Here is a 17,186-nt window from a genome sequence, read left to right as displayed (position 1 = left end):
ACGCTCCGCGTGGGAACGATCAGGTTCAGCGTTGTTTCATGCGGTCGATGACCACGGCCAACAGCAGGATCGAGCCGCGGATCACGTACTGGTAGAAGGTATCGATGTTCTTCAGGTTCATCGCATTCTCGATGATCGCCAGGATCAACACCCCGGCAATCACATGCCGGATCATGCCAATCCCGCCACTCAACGACACCCCACCCAGCACACAGGCCGAGATCACCGTCAGTTCGAAACCCTGGCCGATCATCGGCTGGCCGGAGGTCATGCGCGAAGCCAGGATCACCCCGGCCAACGCGCCGATCAGGCCGTGCACGGCGAAGATCAGGATCTTGGTGCGATCGACATTGACCCCCGCCAGCAACGCCGCTTCCGGGTTGCCGCCGATGGCCATGGTGTTGCGCCCGTAGGTGGTGTAGTTGAGCAACCAGCCGAAGAACAGGAAGCACAGGATGGTGATCAGGATCGGCACCGGCACGCCGAACAACTGGCCATTGCCGAACACGAAGAACTGATCCTGGGACACGCCCACCGCTTTGCCGTCGGCAAAGATATAGGCCAGGCCGCGCACGATCTGCATGGTCGCCAGGGTGGTGATCAATGCGTTGACCCGCAGCTTGGCAATCACGATGCCGTTGATCAGCCCCACCATCAGGCCCATCAACAGCGCCGCGCCGATGCCCAGCATCACGCTGTCGGTGTCGCGCATCACAATCGCTGCCACCACGCCGGCGCAGGCAATCACCGAACCCACCGACAAGTCGAAGTGCCCGGAGGCCAGGCAGAACAACATGGTGCACGCCGCAATCCCCACCGTGGAAATCGCCAGGCCCAGCCCGCGCATGTTCAGCGGCGAGAGGAAGTTATCGACCAGCAAGGCGCACAGGACGAAGATGCCCACCGCCGCCAGCAGCATCGCCCAATTGTCGAGCAAAGCGCGCATATCGAGGGGTTTGCGTGCCGAAGGCAACGCGTTGTTTTGAATGGTCATGGTCGTCTCTCAGTTCGCCACGCCGCGCGGCAAGGCCAGCTGCAGCAGGTTGGATTCAGTCGCGTGTGCGCGCAGTTGTTCACCGCGCATGGCGCCTTCGCACAGCACCAGGATGCGGTCGGAAATGCCCATGACTTCCATCAGGTCGCTGGACACCACGATCACCGCAATGCCTTGCGCCGCGAGGTTATGGATGATCTGGTAGATCTCGGCCTTGGCGCCGATATCGATGCCACGGGTCGGTTCGTCCAGCAGCAGCACCTTCATCGGCATCGACAGCCAGCGGCCAAGAATGGCCTTTTGCTGGTTGCCACCGGACAAGTACATGATCTTCTGCGCCGCGTTCGGGGTCTTGACCTTCATTGCCTTGATCTGGTGATCGGCGTTGCCTTTTTCCCAGCCGTCGCGCAACAGCCAGCCAAACGTGGAATGCGCGCCACGGGCACTGATGTTGATGTTTTCGGCAACACTGGACAGCGGAATGATGCCCTCCTTCTTGCGGTCCTCGGGGCACAGCAGCACGCCGGCGGCAATCGCATCGCGAGGTGAGCGCAATTGCAGCGGCTCACCGCACAACTCCAGGCTGCCGGCACCGGCACGCTCCAGGCCACTGAGCAGTCGGAACAGTTCCGTGCGCCCTGCCCCCACCAACCCGAACAGGCCGAGGATTTCCCCTTTGCGCACCTCAAAACTGATCGGCTCGCGCAAGCCGGGGCCGAGCAGGCCGTCGACCTTCAACGCGACTTCGCCGTGCTCGCGCGGGCGGTAATCGTAGATATCCTGGATATCGCGACCGACCATGCAGGTCACCAACTGGTCGTGGCTCAGTGCGCTCATATCATCGAAGGTGCGCACGAAGCGGCCGTCCTTGAACACCGTCACCGCATTGCAGATGCGGAACACCTCCTCCATGCGGTGCGACACGTAGAGCACCACTTTGCCCTCGTCGCGCAGGCGCGTGATGATCGCCATCAAACGGTCGATTTCGCGCGCCGAAAGGCTGCTGGTCGGCTCATCGAAGGCGATCACATGGGCGCCACGGGACAGCGCCTTGGCGATTTCCACCAATTGGCGCTGGCCCAGGGACAAGCGCCCAAGCTTTTCTTCAGGGTCGATTTCATCGGCCAGGCCCTTGAGACACGCCAGCGCTTGCTGGCGCAGCAGGCCGCGGTTGACCACGCCAAAGCGCGACGGCAAATGCCCGAGGAACAGGTTCTCGGCAACGGTCATTTCCGGCACCAGGTGCAGCTCCTGGTGTATCACCGCAACGCCGCTGGCGATGCTGTCGGCGGCGCATTTGAAGGCCATGACCTGCTCGCCGATCTGCACCGAGCCGGTGCTGGGAATATAGGCGCCGCCGAGGATCTTCAGCAGCGTCGATTTACCCGCACCGTTCTCGCCCATCAGCGCATGCACCTGCCCTGGGTGGGCGGTGAAGCTGATGCCATCCAGCGCCTTGACCCCAGGGAAGGTTTTGCCGATTGCGTCAAAACGAAGGGCTGCAGCGGTCATTTCCACAGACCGATTTTGGTCAGTTCGGCCTGGAAGTTTTCGCGCGTGATCAAGGTCACTTCATCCATGGCGGTGTACTTGGGCGGTTCAGTGCCCTTGGTCACCCACTCGTACATCATCAGCGCGGTGTTGTAGCCCTCGATGTGCGGGCTAGGCAGCATCGAACCGAAGAAACCGCTGTTGGCTTTCTTCAATTCGCCGATGGCGTCGGTGCCATTGATGCCGATACCGATCACGTTGGCCGCCGCGAAACCGGCGCTTTCGGTAGCACGTACGCCGCCGAGCACGGTATTGTCGTTCATGCCGCCGATGATCAGGTTCTTCGCGCCACTGGGCAGCTTGACCAGCGCCGAGTTGGTGGCGTCCATGCTACCCGGAACGTCGAGGGTTTTAAGCGCGGCGGTGAGGATGTGGTCCTTGGGGATGCCGGCTTCTTCCAGGGACTTGATCGAGCCGTCGGTGCGTTTCTTGCCGGTGTCCAGTTCATTGAAGGTGTTGATCACCGCGTAAGTGTCTTTCCAATCCCAGCCGCGCTTTTTCGCTTCGGCGGCCATTGCGGCGCCCTGCTTCTGGCCCACTTCGAAGGCAGCCATGCCCAGGTACGGCACGTCCTCCATGAAGTTGCCCTTGGCATCGACGAAGCGGTCGTCCACGGCGATCACTTTCAAGCCGTTGACCTTGGCCTTGGCGACGATGGCCGGGCCCAGCGATACGTCCGGCGGGCAGATCACAAAGCCCTTGGCGCCGTTGGCGGCCAGGCTGTCGATGGCCGAGAGGGTCTTCTCACCGTCCGGCACGGCGATCTTGATCACGGTGAAGCCGTGCTCCTTGCCGGCTTTTTCGGCGAAGGCCCATTCGGTCTGGAACCAGGGTTCTTCGGCCTGTTTGACCAGGAAACCGATCTTCACTTCTTCAGCGGCCAGCAGCAGGCCGCTCAAGCTCATGGCCGAGACCGCCACAGCGGCGCAGCACAGGGAACGCAAACCAGGACGACGATTCATGCGGGTGACTCCTTGTTGTTGTTTTTTGAATATTCGTTTTTCGGTTTATCCGGCGAAGCGGTGACAGGGCTTGCCTGGCACGTCGACCTCAATGGCCAATACCGCACCATCAAGGGGGTGATCCAAGGGACTCGCGGCACTGGTGATGTACAGGGTGGTCAGATCCGGCCCACCGAACACGCAACTGGTGGGACGGCTGACCGGCAGTTCGATGATGCGATCCACTTCACCCGAGGGTGTCAGGCGCAGCAGGCAACTACCGTCCCAACGGGCATTCCAGATGTAGCCCTCGCTGTCCATGGCCGAGCCGTCCGGCCCACCGCGTTCGTGAGGTGCAAACCACACCTGGGCGGCTTCGAGCTGGCCGTCGGACTGGATCGAATGCTGATAGAGCGTGCCATCCATGCTGTCGCCGAAATGCACCTGGCTGCCCTCCTCGTTCCAAAGCAAGGTGTTGGGAATGCCCAGCCCGCTCAGCAACGGCGTGACCGTCGCATCGGCATCGATACGAAACAGGCCACCGGAGCGCCGGGTGATGGGCAAGTCTTCGCCGGCGGCGCCGATGTTGTTCTGCATGGTGCCCAGCCACAGTCGACCCTGGGCATCACAGCGCGCTTCGTTGCCACGGTTGCCCGCTTGCGGGTCGGCCACACAAAGAAGAGTCAGGGCTTCGGTGGTCAAGTCCAGGCGGTACACACCGCTGCTCAAGGTCACCAGCGCATCCCCGCTTTCACAAGGGATGAACGCCGAGACGTGCTCGGGCAATTGCCACACGCGCAACTGCCCATCCATCAGGCGCAGGGCCTGCCTGGCGGCGATATCCACCCAATACAGGGCCTGGGACGCAATATCCCAGAACGGCCCTTCGCCCAACCGCGCACGGTGTGGGGTGACTGCGCTCAACGACATGAAGCCTCCTGATGCGTTACAGCGATTCTCGAGACGGCGCGCCATCCACCAGCCGCTGGATACGCAACGGGTTGGCGTTTTTCAGCGCGTCGGGGAGCAGGCTATCAGGGTAGTTCTGGAAGCACACCGGGCGCAGGAAACGATCGATGGCCAAGGTGCCGACCGAGGTACCACGGGCATCGGAGGTGGCCGGGTATGGCCCGCCGTGCACCATCGAATCGCAGACTTCCACACCGGTGGGGTAACCGTTGAGCAGGATGCGTCCGACCTTCTGTTCCAGCAGCGGCGTCAGCTCGGCGAACTGTTGCAGGTCGGCCGGCTCGCCAATGATGGTGGCGGTCAATTGCCCGTGCAGGCCGTGCAAGGCGGCGCTGAGCTGGGCCTGGTCGGCCACTTCGACGAACACCGTGGTCGGGCCGAACACTTCTTCCTGCAGCACTTCATCGCCGTCGATCAGCAGACCCACATCGGCCTTGAACAACTGCGGCTGGGCCTGGTTGCCCGATTGCGGGTTGCCGGCCAGATGCTTGATGCCCGGGTGCGACAGGAGTTTTTCCAGGCCCTTGCCATAGCTGCCCAGGGTGCCCGCGTTGAGCATGGTTTGCGCCGGTTGCTCGCCGATCAACTGCGCGACTTGTTGTGTGAACGCGCTGAACGCCGGCGAGGCGATGCCGATCACCAGGCCGGGGTTGGTGCAGAACTGGCCGCAGCCTTGCACCACCGAGGCGGTCAGGTCGCGGGCGACGCTTTCGGCGCGGGCGTGCAGCGCCTGCGGCAGTACGATGACCGGGTTGATGCTGGACATCTCGGCAAACACCGGGATCGGTTGCGGACGCGCTGCGGCCATGTCGCACAACGCGCGGCCGCCCTTGAGCGAGCCGGTAAAGCCGACGGCCTGGATGGCCGGGTGCTTGACCAGCGCCTCGCCCACGCCGCCGCCGAAGATCATGTTGAACACACCCGCCGGCATTTCCGTGGCTTGCGCGGCGCGGATGATCGCATCGGCCACCTGCTCCGCCGTCGCCATATGCCCGCTGTGGGCCTTGAATACCACCGGGCAACCCGCCGCCAGCGCAGCTGCGGTATCGCCGCCGGCAGTGGAAAATGCCAGGGGGAAGTTACTGGCGCCAAACACCGCGACCGGGCCCAGGCCGATGCGGTATTGGCGCAGGTCCGGGCGTGGCAGTGGCTGGCGATCCGGCAGGGCCTTGTCGATACGCGCGCCGTAGAAATCACCACGGCGCAACACGCTGGCGAACAGGCGCATCTGGCCGCTGGTGCGTCCGCGTTCGCCTTTGATGCGCGCCGCCGGCAAGGCCGTCTCGCGGCAGACCAGCGCAACGAAATCATCGCCCAGCGCGTCCAGCTCGTCGGCGATCGCATCAAGAAATTGCGCGCGACGCGACGCGCTCAAGGCACGGTAAGCCGGGTAAGCGGCGGCGGCAGCCTTGGCGGCGGCATCGACTTCCTGCGGGGTGGCCTGGTAGAACGCCTGGGGCAAGGCTTCGCCGGTGGTGGCGTCGACGCTCTGCAACTGGGTGCTGCCGTTGGCACTGCGTTGGCCGCCGATGTAGTTGTGACCAAGAAACTGAGGCATGGGGTTCTCCTTTAAAGGGTGATGACGTTGCCGGGTTCGAATGCCGCATCACTGCTGCCGACACGGTTGACCAGCGGCGCGCCGAACTCAGCCTGGGTGATCTCGAACACATCGCCGGCCTGGGTACGTATACCGTCGGCAAATGACAGCGTGGCGGTGCCGAAGAAGTGGATGTGCACATCGCCGGGCTTGAGGAACTGGCGGTATTTGAAGTGGTGGTATTCGAGGTTTTCCAGGCTGTGGCACATATTGGCCTCGCCGCTGAGGAATTCGTTCCGCCAGATTTCCTCGCCGTTACGCAGAATGCGGCTGGTGCCTGCCAGGTGCTGAGGCAACTCGCCCACGCGCACTTCCGGCCCGTAGCTGCAACTGCGCAGTTTGGAATGGGCCAGGTACAGGTAGTTCTTGCGTTCCATCACATGGTCGGAGAACTCGTTACCTACCGCAAAGCCCACACGATAGGGCTTGCTATCGGGGCCGATCACGTAGAGGCCGCCGATTTCCGGCTCTTCGCCCGCGTCTTCGGCAAACGGCGGTACCGGGAAGGCGGCGCCGGGGCGCACGACGGTGCTGCCGTCGCCTTTGTAGAACCACTCCGGCTGCACGCCTGCCTGTCCGACCGCCGGTTTACCGCCCTCCACGCCCCATTTGAAGATGCGCATGGTGTCGGTCAATGCGGTGTCGTCGCCCGCCTGGTGCATTTTGTCGCGCGCCGAGGCGCTGCCCAGGTGAGTCAGGCCGGTGCCGCTGATCAGCATGTGCGCAGGGTCTGGGTGATCCAACGGCGGCAGCACTTTGAGGTCGGCCAGCAGTGTGGCGTAGTCATGGCTGTCGCCCAGGCCAAGGCTGTGCACCTGCTGCTCCAGGCCAACCCCGGCTTCGATGGCGGCCAGGGCCAACTCGCGCACGCTGCGCGCGGCCTGAACCTCGCGCAGTTGTGTGCCTTCCACCACGCCGACGCGGCGCTCGCCATTGGGCAACTCGAACTGAACTAAACGCATGCCATTTCTCCTGAATTAAGTACGTGTAGCGCCACGGGCGCTGGCGGCGAATTGGTCGGCGGGTAGCACATGCTTGCGCTCGAGCAGGCGGTAGACCACGAAGGTCAGCACCAACCCGAACAGCATCACGCCGGCCAAGAAGTACAAGCCCGAGGCCAGGTTGCCGGTGTACTCCTTGAGCGCACCAATCACGAACGGGCCGATGTACCCGCCGAGGTTGCCCACCGAGTTGATCAAGGCGATACCGGCTGCCGCACTGGCACCGGCGAAGAAGCGGCCCGGCAAGGTCCAGAACACCGCCGTGCAGGAAAACATCGCGAAGGCCGCCAGGCACAGCGCGGCCATCTGCAGCACCGGCACGCTCAGCCAGGCGCTAAAGAACAGGCCGATGGCACCCAGCACATAGAGCACGGCGAGGTGGCCATAGCGGTCATTCAGACGGTCGGAACTGCGCGGGATGATCAGCAGGCCAATGATGCCGAAGATATAGGGCACGGCAGAGATGAAACCGGTGGTCAGGTCACTGCCGCCGAACTGCTTGATCAGAGTCGGCAGCCACAGGCCCAAGCCGTAGATGCTCAAGGTCACCGGCAGGTAGAACAGCGCAAGCAGCAGCACGCGCTTGTCCTTGAGGGCATGCAGCGGGTTGCCGTGGCGGGTCTGGCCGTAGGCTTGCAGGTCTTTGTTCAACTCACCGGTGAGCCAGGCTTTCTCGTCCTCGCTCATCCAGTTGACCTGTTTGGGGCCGTCCGGCAGGTAGCGCAGCACCGGCCAGGTCAGCAGGATCGCCGGGGTGCCGATTACGATGAACAGCCACTGCCAGCCGTGCAGGCCAAGGGTGCCGTCCAGGCCCAGCAGGCCGCCGGACACCGGGCCGGTGATCATCATCGCGATGGGTTGGGAAAGGATGAACAGCCCGAGGATCTTGCCGCGATGGCGCACCGGGAACCACTGGGTAATGTAGTAAAGCACGCCCGGAAAGAACCCCGCCTCGGCCGCGCCGAGCAGAAAGCGCATCACATAGAAGCTGTGCGGCCCTTGTACAAAGGCCATGCCGATGGTGATGGTGCCCCAGGTGATCATGATGCGGGCGAACCAGCGCCGCGCGCCGAAGCGGTCGAGCATCAGGTTGCTGGGAATCTCGAACAGGAAGTAACCAATGAAGAACAACCCGGCGCCCAGGCCATAGGCCGCATCGCCGATCCCGACGTCAGCGCCCATGTGCAGCTTGGCGAAGCCCACGGCGGAACGGTCCACGTAGGCGATCAGGTACAGCAGGATCAGGAAGGGAATCAGTTTCAGCGTGATGCGCCGAATAAGCCGCAGTTCCTGGCTCATGGGGTCGATCTCCGATTGTTGTTTTTATAGAAGCTCGGGGGACGCCTCTCGCGGAAATCCGCCAGGGTCATACCTCAGTTAAGAAGAACTATATAGTAGGACTATTTGCAAAACAACTCTTCCAAAGCAGCGATTTTGCGCTTATGTTTAACCACGCTCAGAACATATAGTCATACAATAAGAGAATCGATCATGTCTGATAAAAAGCCCGGCCTACGCTCCGCCCAGTGGTTCGGTACCGCCGACAAGAACGGCTTCATGTACCGCAGCTGGATGAAGAACCAGGGCATTGCCGACCATCAGTTCCATGGCAAGCCGATCATCGGCATCTGCAACACCTGGTCGGAGCTGACCCCGTGCAACGCGCATTTCCGCCAGATCGCCGAGCACGTCAAACGCGGCGTGATCGAAGCCGGTGGCTTCCCGGTGGAATTCCCGGTGTTCTCCAACGGTGAATCCAACCTGCGCCCCACCGCCATGCTGACCCGCAACCTGGCGAGCATGGACGTGGAAGAAGCCATTCGCGGCAACCCGATCGATGGCGTGGTGCTGCTCACCGGATGCGACAAAACCACCCCGGCCCTGCTGATGGGCGCCGCCAGTTGTGACGTGCCGGCTATCGTCGTTACCGGCGGGCCGATGCTCAACGGCAAGCACAAGGGCCAGGACATCGGCTCGGGCACGGTGGTGTGGCAGCTCAGCGAACAGGTCAAGGCCGGCACTATTACCCTGGATGATTTCCTTGCGGCCGAAGGCGGCATGTCGCGCTCGGCGGGTACCTGCAACACCATGGGCACCGCGTCGACCATGGCCTGCATGGCTGAGGCCCTGGGCACTTCCCTGCCCCACAACGCGGCGATTCCGGCAGTGGACGCACGGCGTTATGTGCTGGCACACATGTCGGGCATGCGTGCAGTGGAGATGGTGCGCGAAGACTTGAAGCTGTCGAAGATTCTCACCAAAGAAGCCTTCGAGAACGCGATCCGGGTGAACGCGGCGATTGGCGGCTCGACCAACGCAGTGATTCACTTGAAGGCCATCGCCGGCCGCATCGGCGTGGGGCTGGACCTGGATGACTGGACCCGCATCGGGCGTGGCATGCCGACCATCGTCGACCTGCAACCCTCGGGGCGCTTCCTGATGGAAGAGTTCTACTACGCCGGTGGCCTGCCTGCCGTGTTGCGCCGCCTGGGCGAAGCCGACCTGATCCCGCATCCGAACGCCTTGACCGTCAACGGCAAAACGTTGGGCGAGAACACCAAGGACTCACCGATCTACGGCCAGGACGAAGTGATCCGCACCCTCGACAACCCGATCCGCGCCGACGGCGGCATCTGCGTGCTGCGCGGCAACCTGGCACCACTGGGGGCGGTGCTCAAGCCGTCTGCCGCCAGCGCCGAGCTGATGCAGCACCGTGGCCGCGCGGTGGTGTTCGAAAACTTCGACATGTACAAGGCACGCATCAACGATCCGGAGCTGGACGTGGACGCCAACTCGATCCTGGTCATGAAAAACTGCGGGCCCAAGGGTTACCCAGGCATGGCCGAAGTGGGCAACATGGGGCTGCCGGCCAAGTTGCTGGCCCAGGGCGTGACCGACATGGTGCGCATTTCCGACGCGCGCATGAGCGGCACCGCGTACGGCACGGTGGTACTGCACGTGGCACCGGAAGCCGCTGCAGGCGGGCCGTTGGCCGCCGTGCAGGAAGGTGACTGGATCGAGCTGGACTGCGCCAATGGTCGCTTGCACCTGGACATCCCCGACGCCGAGCTGGCGGCGCGCATGGCGGACCTGGCGCCCACCGAAAAACTCATCGTCGGCGGCTATCGCCAGCTGTACATCGACCATGTACTGCAGGCCGACCAGGGCTGCGACTTCGATTTCCTGGTGGGCTGCCGTGGCGCCGAAGTCCCACGGCATTCCCACTAATTGGGATGCTATGATGCGGCGAATTTAAGCCAGAGCCTGCCCGTCGTTATGGATCACCAGCCGCCCAAGCCGCGCAAGAGCATGCATGCCCAGATCGTTCAGGACTTGGGCATGCACATCGTTTCCGGGCGCTTCAAGCCGGAAGAAAGACTGCCCATGGAAGCCACGCTGTGCGAGGAATACAAGGTCAGTCGTTCGGTGTTGCGCGAGGCGACGCGGGTGCTCAGCGCCAAGGGCCTGGTGTATTCCAAGCCCCGGGTGGGCGCCGTGGTGCGGCCGCGCCTCAAATGGCACCTGCTCGACCCGGACGTGCTGTCCTGGTTGATGCAGTCCACGCCCCACAGTGAGTTCTTCAACACCCTGGCCGGGGTGCGGCGTATTCTCGAACCGGAAATCGCCGCCATGGCCGCGACCACCGCCACCGATGAAGACATCGCCACCATCGAAAAAGCCTACCAGGGCATGGAAACCGCCAAGACCCACGACGACCTGTTGCAGGCCGACCTGGACTTTCACCGCGCCATTGCCGACGCCACCCGCAACGACCTGCTCGCCTATATGTGCAATATGCTGTCGCTGCCGTTGCGCGAGTCGATCAACATCACCAACCGCCGCCCGGATATCCAGGGCCTGAGCCTGCCGCGGCACAAGGCGATCCTCACCGCCATCCAGAACCGCGACGCCCTGGGCGCGCGGCACGCCTCGCTGGTGCAGCTGGATGACACGCGAGTGGCACTGGATACGGTGATGAATGTGTTGACGCCGTTGTAGCCAGCTCGACATGTAAACACGATCCCATGTGGGAGGGGGCTTGCTCCCGATAGCGGTGGATCAGCCAGTTTATACATGGCTGACACCCTGCTATCGGGGGCAAGCCCCCTCCCACATTTGGAACGGTGTGTAGCGTTACAGGGTGTAGGAGATCCCGACCTGCACCGTACGTGGTGCGCCTGGATAGGCGTAGATATTGCCGAACGCCCCTTCCTCATACTCGCGATTGAACAGGTTTTTCACGTCCAGGTTCAGGCGCACCTGTTCGTTGACCTTGTAATAACCCAGCAGGTCGACCACGGTGTAGGCATCCATCGAAAATGCAGTGTTGGCGGTCTGGCCGGCGCGCTGGTCGACGTATTTGCCGCCAGCGCCCAGGCCCAGGCCCTTGAGCGCGCCGTCCTGGAATTCGTAGACGTTGAGCAGGCTGAAGCTGTTGCGCGGGATGTTCAACAAGCGTGTGCCGGCGCGGATGCTGTTGTCCTTGGTGACTTCGGCATCCACATAGGCATAGCCGCCGATCATGCGCCACTCAGGCGTGAGGTTGCCCGCGACGTTGAGGTCAAACCCTCGGCTGCGCACCTCACCCGCCGCGACGTTGAACGTGTTGATCACCGGGTCGGTGGTCAGTACGTTTTTCTTGTCGATCTGATAGATCGAAGCGTCGACGCTCAGTTGGCGTTCCAGGGCTTCCCACTTGATCCCCATCTCATAGGACTTGCCCTTTTCCGGCGCGAAGCCACCGCCTTCGCGCGCCGCGCCGGTGTTCGGCTTGAACGAACGCGCAGCGTCGGCATATACCGCGACGGTATCGGTGAGGTCGTAGATCACACCCACACGCGGGGTGACGGCGTTTTCTGCGGTCTGGAACGGGTTTACGCCCGCCACGTAACTTTCGTAGTCATGTTCGAACCGTTCGAAACGTGCGCCGGCCAGGACTTTCAAGCGCTCGGTCAGGGCCACCTGGTCCTGCACGAAGGCCGCGTAGGTCTTGAGGTTTTCCTTGTCATGGGTCGGCGTGCGCGTCAGTGGCGGACGCGCCTGGCCGTAGACCGGGTTGAAGATGTTGATCGGGTAAGTGCCCGCGGCGGCGCTGGAGCGCTGGATGATTGACTGGTAGTCGTAGTCTTCGTACTCGATGCCGGTCAGCAAGGTGTGCTCGAAGCCAGCGGTGGAGAAATGCCCGGTCAGGTTGAGCTGGTAGTCCTTGTCGGTCCATTCCAGCTTGCGGTAGTTGAAGTTGCGCTGCAGGGTGCGACCATCGGCGCCCAGGCCGTTCGCCTCGATGGCGTTCCCCTGCAACGTTCCATCCAGCCATTGGAAACCACCGCCCAGCGTCCAGTTGTCATTGAGCGCATGCTCGAAGCGCAGCTGCGCCATGTTGTTGTCGTTGTGCAGCTTGCCCGCGTCCTTCTCACCCCAGAACGTCTCGCGTGACGGCGTGCCTCGCTGATTCGGGTAACGCGTCAGTCCACGGTCCAATGGGGCATTGTTGCGCATGAAGTCACCTTCGAAGATCACCTTGGTGTCATCGCTGGCCTGCCAAGTGATGACCGGTGTCACCCCGTAGCGCTCGGTCTCGACGTGATCGCGAAAGGTATCGCCGCCCTCGCCCACCACGTTCAGCCGATAGGCCAGGCGGCCTTCTTCATCCAGCGGGCCGGAGGCATCGAGGGTGCCGCGCTTCATGCCCTGGTCATTGACCTGGCTGCCCAGGGTTACGCTGCGTTCGGCCAGCGGCTGCTTGGACACCACGTTGAACGTGCCGCCGGGGTCGCCACGCCCGTAGAGCATGGTCGCCGGGCCGCGCAAAACTTCGAGGCGCTCGATGGTATTGGCATCCGGCATGTTCGGGTAACCGCGGTTGACCGGGAAACCGTTGCGGTAGAACTCACCGGTGGTAAAGCCACGCACGGTGAAGGTGGTCAGGCCCTGGCCACCGAAGTTGTTGGCGCGGCCGACGCCGCCGGCATAGTCGAGGGCATCCTGCAGGCGCGTTGCACCGATGTCTTCGACCACGTCTTTGGACACCACGCTGATGGACTGGGGTGTTTCGTGAATCGAGGTGTCGGTGCGCGTCGCACTGGCTGATCGTGTGGCGTGGTAGCCCTGCACCGGCCCCTGGGCCGACTCGAACTGCTCAGTGGCGGTCACGTTGGTCGCTTGCAGCTCGATGCTGGTTTTTTCTGTAGAGGCGTCCTCTGCCCACGCCAGGGGGGAAAACGCCTGGAGCACACAGATGGAAATCAGGGTACGACGCATGGATGTTGAACCTAGTGAATGAGCCAGATGGGGCGGCATACCTGCCAGGAAATCGCCGCGCATCATATATCAACGCATTCGTATTCGACATACATTCTCATTTGCTATTTTTCGCGTATCGCCTTTGTACCCAGCGGCGCAGTATTCCTGATGTACATAAACCAAATGTGGGAGGGGGCTTGCCCCCTCCCACATGTTTACCGGCTCGCTAAGCCGCCGAGCCGTCCCCTATCTCAGCGATAGCGTTCCAACCAGTGCGCGTAAGGCGCCGGCAAGGTCCAGGACGACTTATCCACGCCCAGCTCCTTGGCCGCAAAGTACGCCCAATGCGGGTCGGCCAAGTGCGCACGGCCTACGGACACCAGGTCCAGGTGCCCGGCCTGCAGCGCGCCTTCGGCCAGTTGCGGCGTACCAAAACCCCACGCCGAGGTGACCGGGATGCCCGCCTCACGGCGCACACGTTCGGCAATCGGCCCCATGAACGCCGGGCCCCACGGAATGTTGGTGTCGGGAATGGTGAAACCGACGCTGACGCTCAGCAGGTCCAGGCCACCGGCCTTGAAGCGGCGGGCCAGTTCGATGGACTCGGTGAGGGTCTGCTCATCGCGGCCGTCGTATTCGATCACACCGAAGCGTGCGGTGAGCGGCAGGTTTTCCGGCCAGACTTCACGCACGGCGGCGAGGGTTTCCAGGAGGAAGCGGCTGCGGTTGTCGAAGCTGCCACCGTAGGCGTCGGTACGCTGGTTGGAGTGTTCGGAGAAAAAGCTCTGGCCCAGGTAGCCATGGGCGAAGTGCAGTTCGATCCATTCAAAACCGGCATCCCGCGCACGACGGGCGGCGTCGACGAAGTCCTGCTGGACGCGGGCGATATCCTCCAGGGTCATGGCACGCGGTACGTTGGGCAGGTTCGCACCGAACGCAATGGCCGACGGGGCGATGGTTTCCCAGCTACGGGCATCGGAAGCAGGGATATGGTCGTCGCCTTCCCACGGACGGTTGGCGCTGGCTTTGCGACCGGCGTGGGCAATCTGGATACCGGGTACGGAACCGGCGGCCTTGATCGCCTTGACCATCGGCACGAACGCCTCGGCATGGGCATCGCTCCAGATACCGGCGCAGCCCGGGGTGATACGCCCCTCCGGCGCGACCGCAGTGGCCTCGACCACCAGCAGGCCCGCACCGCCACGGGCCATGCCGGCCAGGTGCACGTGGTGCCAATCATTGACCATGCCGTCGTCGGCCATGTATTGGCACATCGGCGGGATGGCAATGCGATTGCGCAAGGTAACGTCTTTGAGTTTGAACGGTTCGAACAAAGCGGACATCTGATACTCCGGGGAAGGGTGAGTGATTCGATAGTTCGATGGTAATCGAACTATGGTATTGAGCGATACCCCCCTGTTATGATCCGCTCCATGCGAGCCTTCAAACACCCTACCCCGCAAGAACTGACACTTGAGCGCGTGCTCTACGCCCTCAGCGACCCCGTGCGCCTGGACATCGTGCGCTGCCTGGCCGGCGTATCCGAAGCCAGCTGTGGCGAACTGGACGGCGGGCGACCCAAATCCAGCATGTCCCACCACTTTCGCGTATTACGCGATGCCGGCCTGGTGAACACGCGCAATGTCGGCACCACCCATATGAACTCGTTGCGCCGTGAAGAACTCGAGGGCCGCTTCCCTGGGTTACTAGCCAGTGTGCTTGCCCAGCGGTAAACGCCGGTATCTGCGCTTCAGGCCGTGACGGGCCGTAGCGCCGCCCCATCCAGATGCACACAGTCCTTGCCATTGCGCTTGGCGCCGTACAGGTTTTTGTCGGCGATCTTGAGCACCGCTGACAGCTCATCACCCGACGAAAAACGCGCCATGCCGGCACTGCACGTGTAGTTGTGCGGAGCCGCGACGCTGCCACGGATCGCCTGCAACAGGTCCAGCACAAACTCGCCGGCAAGCGCAGGGTCATCGCCCTGCAATAACACACCGAACTCTTCCCCACCGATCCGTCCAAAGCTGTGGCTGCCTTGGGCGTTTTTCAGGCACAGCGCCATGGCGCGCAGGATCTTGTCTCCCACGTCGTGGCCATAGCGGTCATTCATGGCCTTGAAACTGTCGATATCGAGCATGATGAAGTAGCCGCCCTGGCCGCTGTCGAGCAACTTTTCGAAGCTTTGCATGAACGCGCGCCGATTGAGGATAGAGGTCAGGTAATCGGTCTCGGCCAGGGCGCGAAACTCACTTTCCACCAGCAGTACCGAACGCAGGTTCTTCAAGTATGAGTAACTCAGGACAAAACCGATCGATACCGACGAGGCGCAAAAGATCAACAGATAGCTTTGGGTGCCTGCATAGAGTTCGGCCTGCATGGGCGACCACAGGATGAGCCAGATCGACAGGGCGCCGACCAGATAATCCTGAACACTGATAAACAGGATCGCGCTGCCGACCACCAGTGTGACGGCCAGGGGCAAGCCATAGATACGCAATTGCGGGTTCAAGTGAATGACATAGGCAAAGCCGGCCGACAACAGCACGATATAGACCACCCCCAGCAACCGCCAAAGCAGAAAGTGGGTCGTCTGCGAATGAAAACGGCAAACAAGCAATAGGCCAAGGGTGATGCTCAACATGGACAGGTCGAACAGCATGGCCTGGATCAAACCGATACCTATCCAGGCAATGATGCCTATCCATTCAGCTTGCGTCACCGCAGGCGACAGCAACCTGCGCATCCTGGGCCTTAACTTCAAGTAGGCAGGCATCCTTACGCTCCCATTTCAATAGCATGCAGACCAACCGCAAATGAAAAGGCCATGAACCGCTTTACCAGGCTGACAAAGGGTGGCAGCACTTCCAGCCGGGTTTTGGAGTGAGCTTTGAAATAGCCTTTTTCCACGCCCTCCTGAACCATTCGGATAACGTGGGTCTTGGACACCGAAAGTTGCTTGGCCAATGCCAGATAGGAAGACGACCTGAACGTTGCCCGATCGTTTTCCGGCGCAAAGGCATCGTTATAAATAGCCAGCATCAACAGGTGGCCGGCGTCTCGTTTCACCAGCCAGTAACACTCAGGCAGCAATACATCTACCGTCAGATCGGCGTCGAGAATGATGGCGAACCCCCTGAAGTAGAGAGCCAGGAAGCCGCGGTCATCCAACTCGCGAAGCTGTTGGAAAATCGCTCTTTCGGGATACAGCCGCGCCAACGACTCCGTGAGGGAAGTCAACATCAGGCGCGCTTCACGGCAGGCTTCGTCCGAGGGCGCATATACCCGGAAACGGCTGTCTTCGGGGTGCGGCGTAACTTCCATGAAACCCAATGCGCGAAACAATAGAAAGATCGATTCCAGACTGTTTTTCGAACAATACCTGCGCGTCACGCACAGGGTTTTAACTTCGGACAACAACGGCAACGGTGTGGCGAAGTACTCACTCAGTAAGGCAAACGACACCATCAAGCGGCTGTATTTAAGTGCACTCTTGTAGAAAAACGGTCGTCTGGAATAAGGCACGAGCAGCACGTGGTAATGCGCTCTCAGGCACGATTCAAAATCCTTATGACGTTCGAGCGCTTGCGCGGTATTACACATAGCCGACTTCAACGAACTGACATGCATGAAAGAGCCCTGATCATCCAACTTGATTCCACTGATCTCAGCTACGAAATCCCTGCAGCCCGGCCCTAAAACAAATCACGTGGTAGTAAACCCTGCGGTTAATGGCTTTTTGCCTCGAACGCAATGTACAGCGATTGCCGCGCCAGACGTCATCAGTACCAAAGTTGTTCCAGATTTGCCGAAGCGGATTTGCTCAGGCGAACCTTCACCTCTCACTGGCGTCGTAACCTGGCACTGTTGCCAACCGCACGCCGCGAGGT

General features: G+C 61.7%; 14 protein-coding genes. 3 read left to right on the top strand and 11 right to left on the bottom strand.

Going from position 1 to position 17,186, the window contains the following annotated elements; genetic code table 11:
• Positions 1 to 25 precede the first annotated feature (25 nt).
• Genes araH through C4J94_RS11000 form a run of 7 tightly spaced genes read right to left on the bottom strand, consistent with a single transcriptional unit; the run spans position 26 to position 8,352 of the window.
• Positions 26 to 994 (bottom strand): L-arabinose ABC transporter permease AraH, encoded by a 969-nt coding sequence (gene araH, locus C4J94_RS11030; RefSeq protein WP_124386179.1) that lies wholly within the window; start codon positions 992 to 994, stop codon positions 26 to 28.
• A 9-nt stretch (positions 995 to 1,003) separates the two neighbouring features.
• Positions 1,004 to 2,506: an L-arabinose ABC transporter ATP-binding protein AraG gene (araG, locus tag C4J94_RS11025; protein ID WP_124386178.1), complete on the bottom strand. Its 1,503-nt coding sequence runs from the start codon at positions 2,504 to 2,506 to the stop codon at positions 1,004 to 1,006.
• Complete coding sequence (locus C4J94_RS11020) at positions 2,503 to 3,507, bottom strand: substrate-binding domain-containing protein (RefSeq protein ID WP_124386177.1); 1,005 nt, start codon at positions 3,505 to 3,507, stop codon at positions 2,503 to 2,505. The genes araG and C4J94_RS11020 overlap by 4 nt, the downstream gene beginning before the upstream one ends.
• A gap of 45 nt (positions 3,508 to 3,552) precedes the next feature.
• On the bottom strand, positions 3,553 to 4,416 hold the full coding sequence (locus C4J94_RS11015) for an SMP-30/gluconolactonase/LRE family protein (RefSeq protein ID WP_124386176.1): 864 nt from the start codon (positions 4,414 to 4,416) through the stop codon (positions 3,553 to 3,555).
• A gap of 16 nt (positions 4,417 to 4,432) precedes the next feature.
• The gene (locus C4J94_RS11010; protein ID WP_124386175.1) at positions 4,433 to 6,013 is read right to left on the bottom strand and encodes an aldehyde dehydrogenase (NADP(+)); all 1,581 of its coding nucleotides are present in this window, start codon (positions 6,011 to 6,013) and stop codon (positions 4,433 to 4,435) included.
• Between the two features lie 11 nt (positions 6,014 to 6,024).
• Positions 6,025 to 7,014, bottom strand: coding sequence for an AraD1 family protein (gene araD1, locus C4J94_RS11005; protein WP_124386174.1), 990 nt, complete (start codon positions 7,012 to 7,014; stop codon positions 6,025 to 6,027).
• Between the two features lie 15 nt (positions 7,015 to 7,029).
• Positions 7,030 to 8,352 carry an MFS transporter gene (locus C4J94_RS11000; protein ID WP_124386173.1) on the bottom strand — a complete coding sequence of 441 codons (1,323 nt, stop codon included), beginning with the start codon at positions 8,350 to 8,352 and terminating at the stop codon, positions 7,030 to 7,032.
• A gap of 192 nt (positions 8,353 to 8,544) precedes the next feature.
• On the opposite strand from C4J94_RS11000, the gene C4J94_RS10995 reads away from it, so the two are divergent.
• Complete coding sequence (locus C4J94_RS10995; RefSeq protein WP_124386172.1) at positions 8,545 to 10,281, top strand: IlvD/Edd family dehydratase; 1,737 nt, start codon at positions 8,545 to 8,547, stop codon at positions 10,279 to 10,281.
• Positions 10,282 to 10,329: 48 nt separating this feature from the next.
• Positions 10,330 to 11,052, top strand: coding sequence for a FadR/GntR family transcriptional regulator (locus C4J94_RS10990; protein WP_110624036.1), 723 nt, complete (start codon positions 10,330 to 10,332; stop codon positions 11,050 to 11,052).
• A gap of 135 nt (positions 11,053 to 11,187) precedes the next feature.
• Here the strand turns inward: C4J94_RS10990 and C4J94_RS10985 are convergent, their stop codons facing one another.
• Both C4J94_RS10985 and C4J94_RS10980 read right to left on the bottom strand, forming a co-directional pair.
• Positions 11,188 to 13,314 carry a TonB-dependent siderophore receptor gene (locus C4J94_RS10985; protein WP_124386171.1) on the bottom strand — a complete coding sequence of 709 codons (2,127 nt, stop codon included), beginning with the start codon at positions 13,312 to 13,314 and terminating at the stop codon, positions 11,188 to 11,190.
• 233 nt (positions 13,315 to 13,547) lie between these two features.
• Complete coding sequence (locus C4J94_RS10980) at positions 13,548 to 14,639, bottom strand: NADH:flavin oxidoreductase/NADH oxidase (RefSeq protein ID WP_124386170.1); 1,092 nt, start codon at positions 14,637 to 14,639, stop codon at positions 13,548 to 13,550.
• A gap of 90 nt (positions 14,640 to 14,729) precedes the next feature.
• Here C4J94_RS10980 and C4J94_RS10975 point away from each other — a divergent pair, with 90 nt between their 5' ends.
• Positions 14,730 to 15,029, top strand: a complete 300-nt coding sequence (locus C4J94_RS10975; RefSeq protein WP_124386169.1) for a helix-turn-helix transcriptional regulator — start codon at positions 14,730 to 14,732, stop codon at positions 15,027 to 15,029.
• 17 nt (positions 15,030 to 15,046) lie between these two features.
• Here C4J94_RS10975 and C4J94_RS10970 read toward each other — a convergent pair whose 3' ends face one another.
• Together C4J94_RS10970 and C4J94_RS10965 are read right to left on the bottom strand one after the other, a co-directional pair.
• Entirely contained in the window at positions 15,047 to 16,072 is a 1,026-nt protein-coding gene (locus tag C4J94_RS10970; protein ID WP_124386168.1) for a diguanylate cyclase, read from the bottom strand.
• A 2-nt stretch (positions 16,073 to 16,074) separates the two neighbouring features.
• The gene (locus tag C4J94_RS10965) at positions 16,075 to 16,926 is read right to left on the bottom strand and encodes a hypothetical protein (RefSeq protein ID WP_177413448.1); all 852 of its coding nucleotides are present in this window, start codon (positions 16,924 to 16,926) and stop codon (positions 16,075 to 16,077) included.
• Between the last annotated feature and the right edge of the window lie 260 nt (positions 16,927 to 17,186).

It is taken from the genome of Pseudomonas sp. R5-89-07, from assembly GCF_003851685.1.
Lineage (GTDB): Bacteria > Pseudomonadota > Gammaproteobacteria > Pseudomonadales > Pseudomonadaceae > Aquipseudomonas.
Note: the sequence above shows the minus strand (reverse complement) of the source record. Positions and strands in the feature narration are given on the sequence as shown.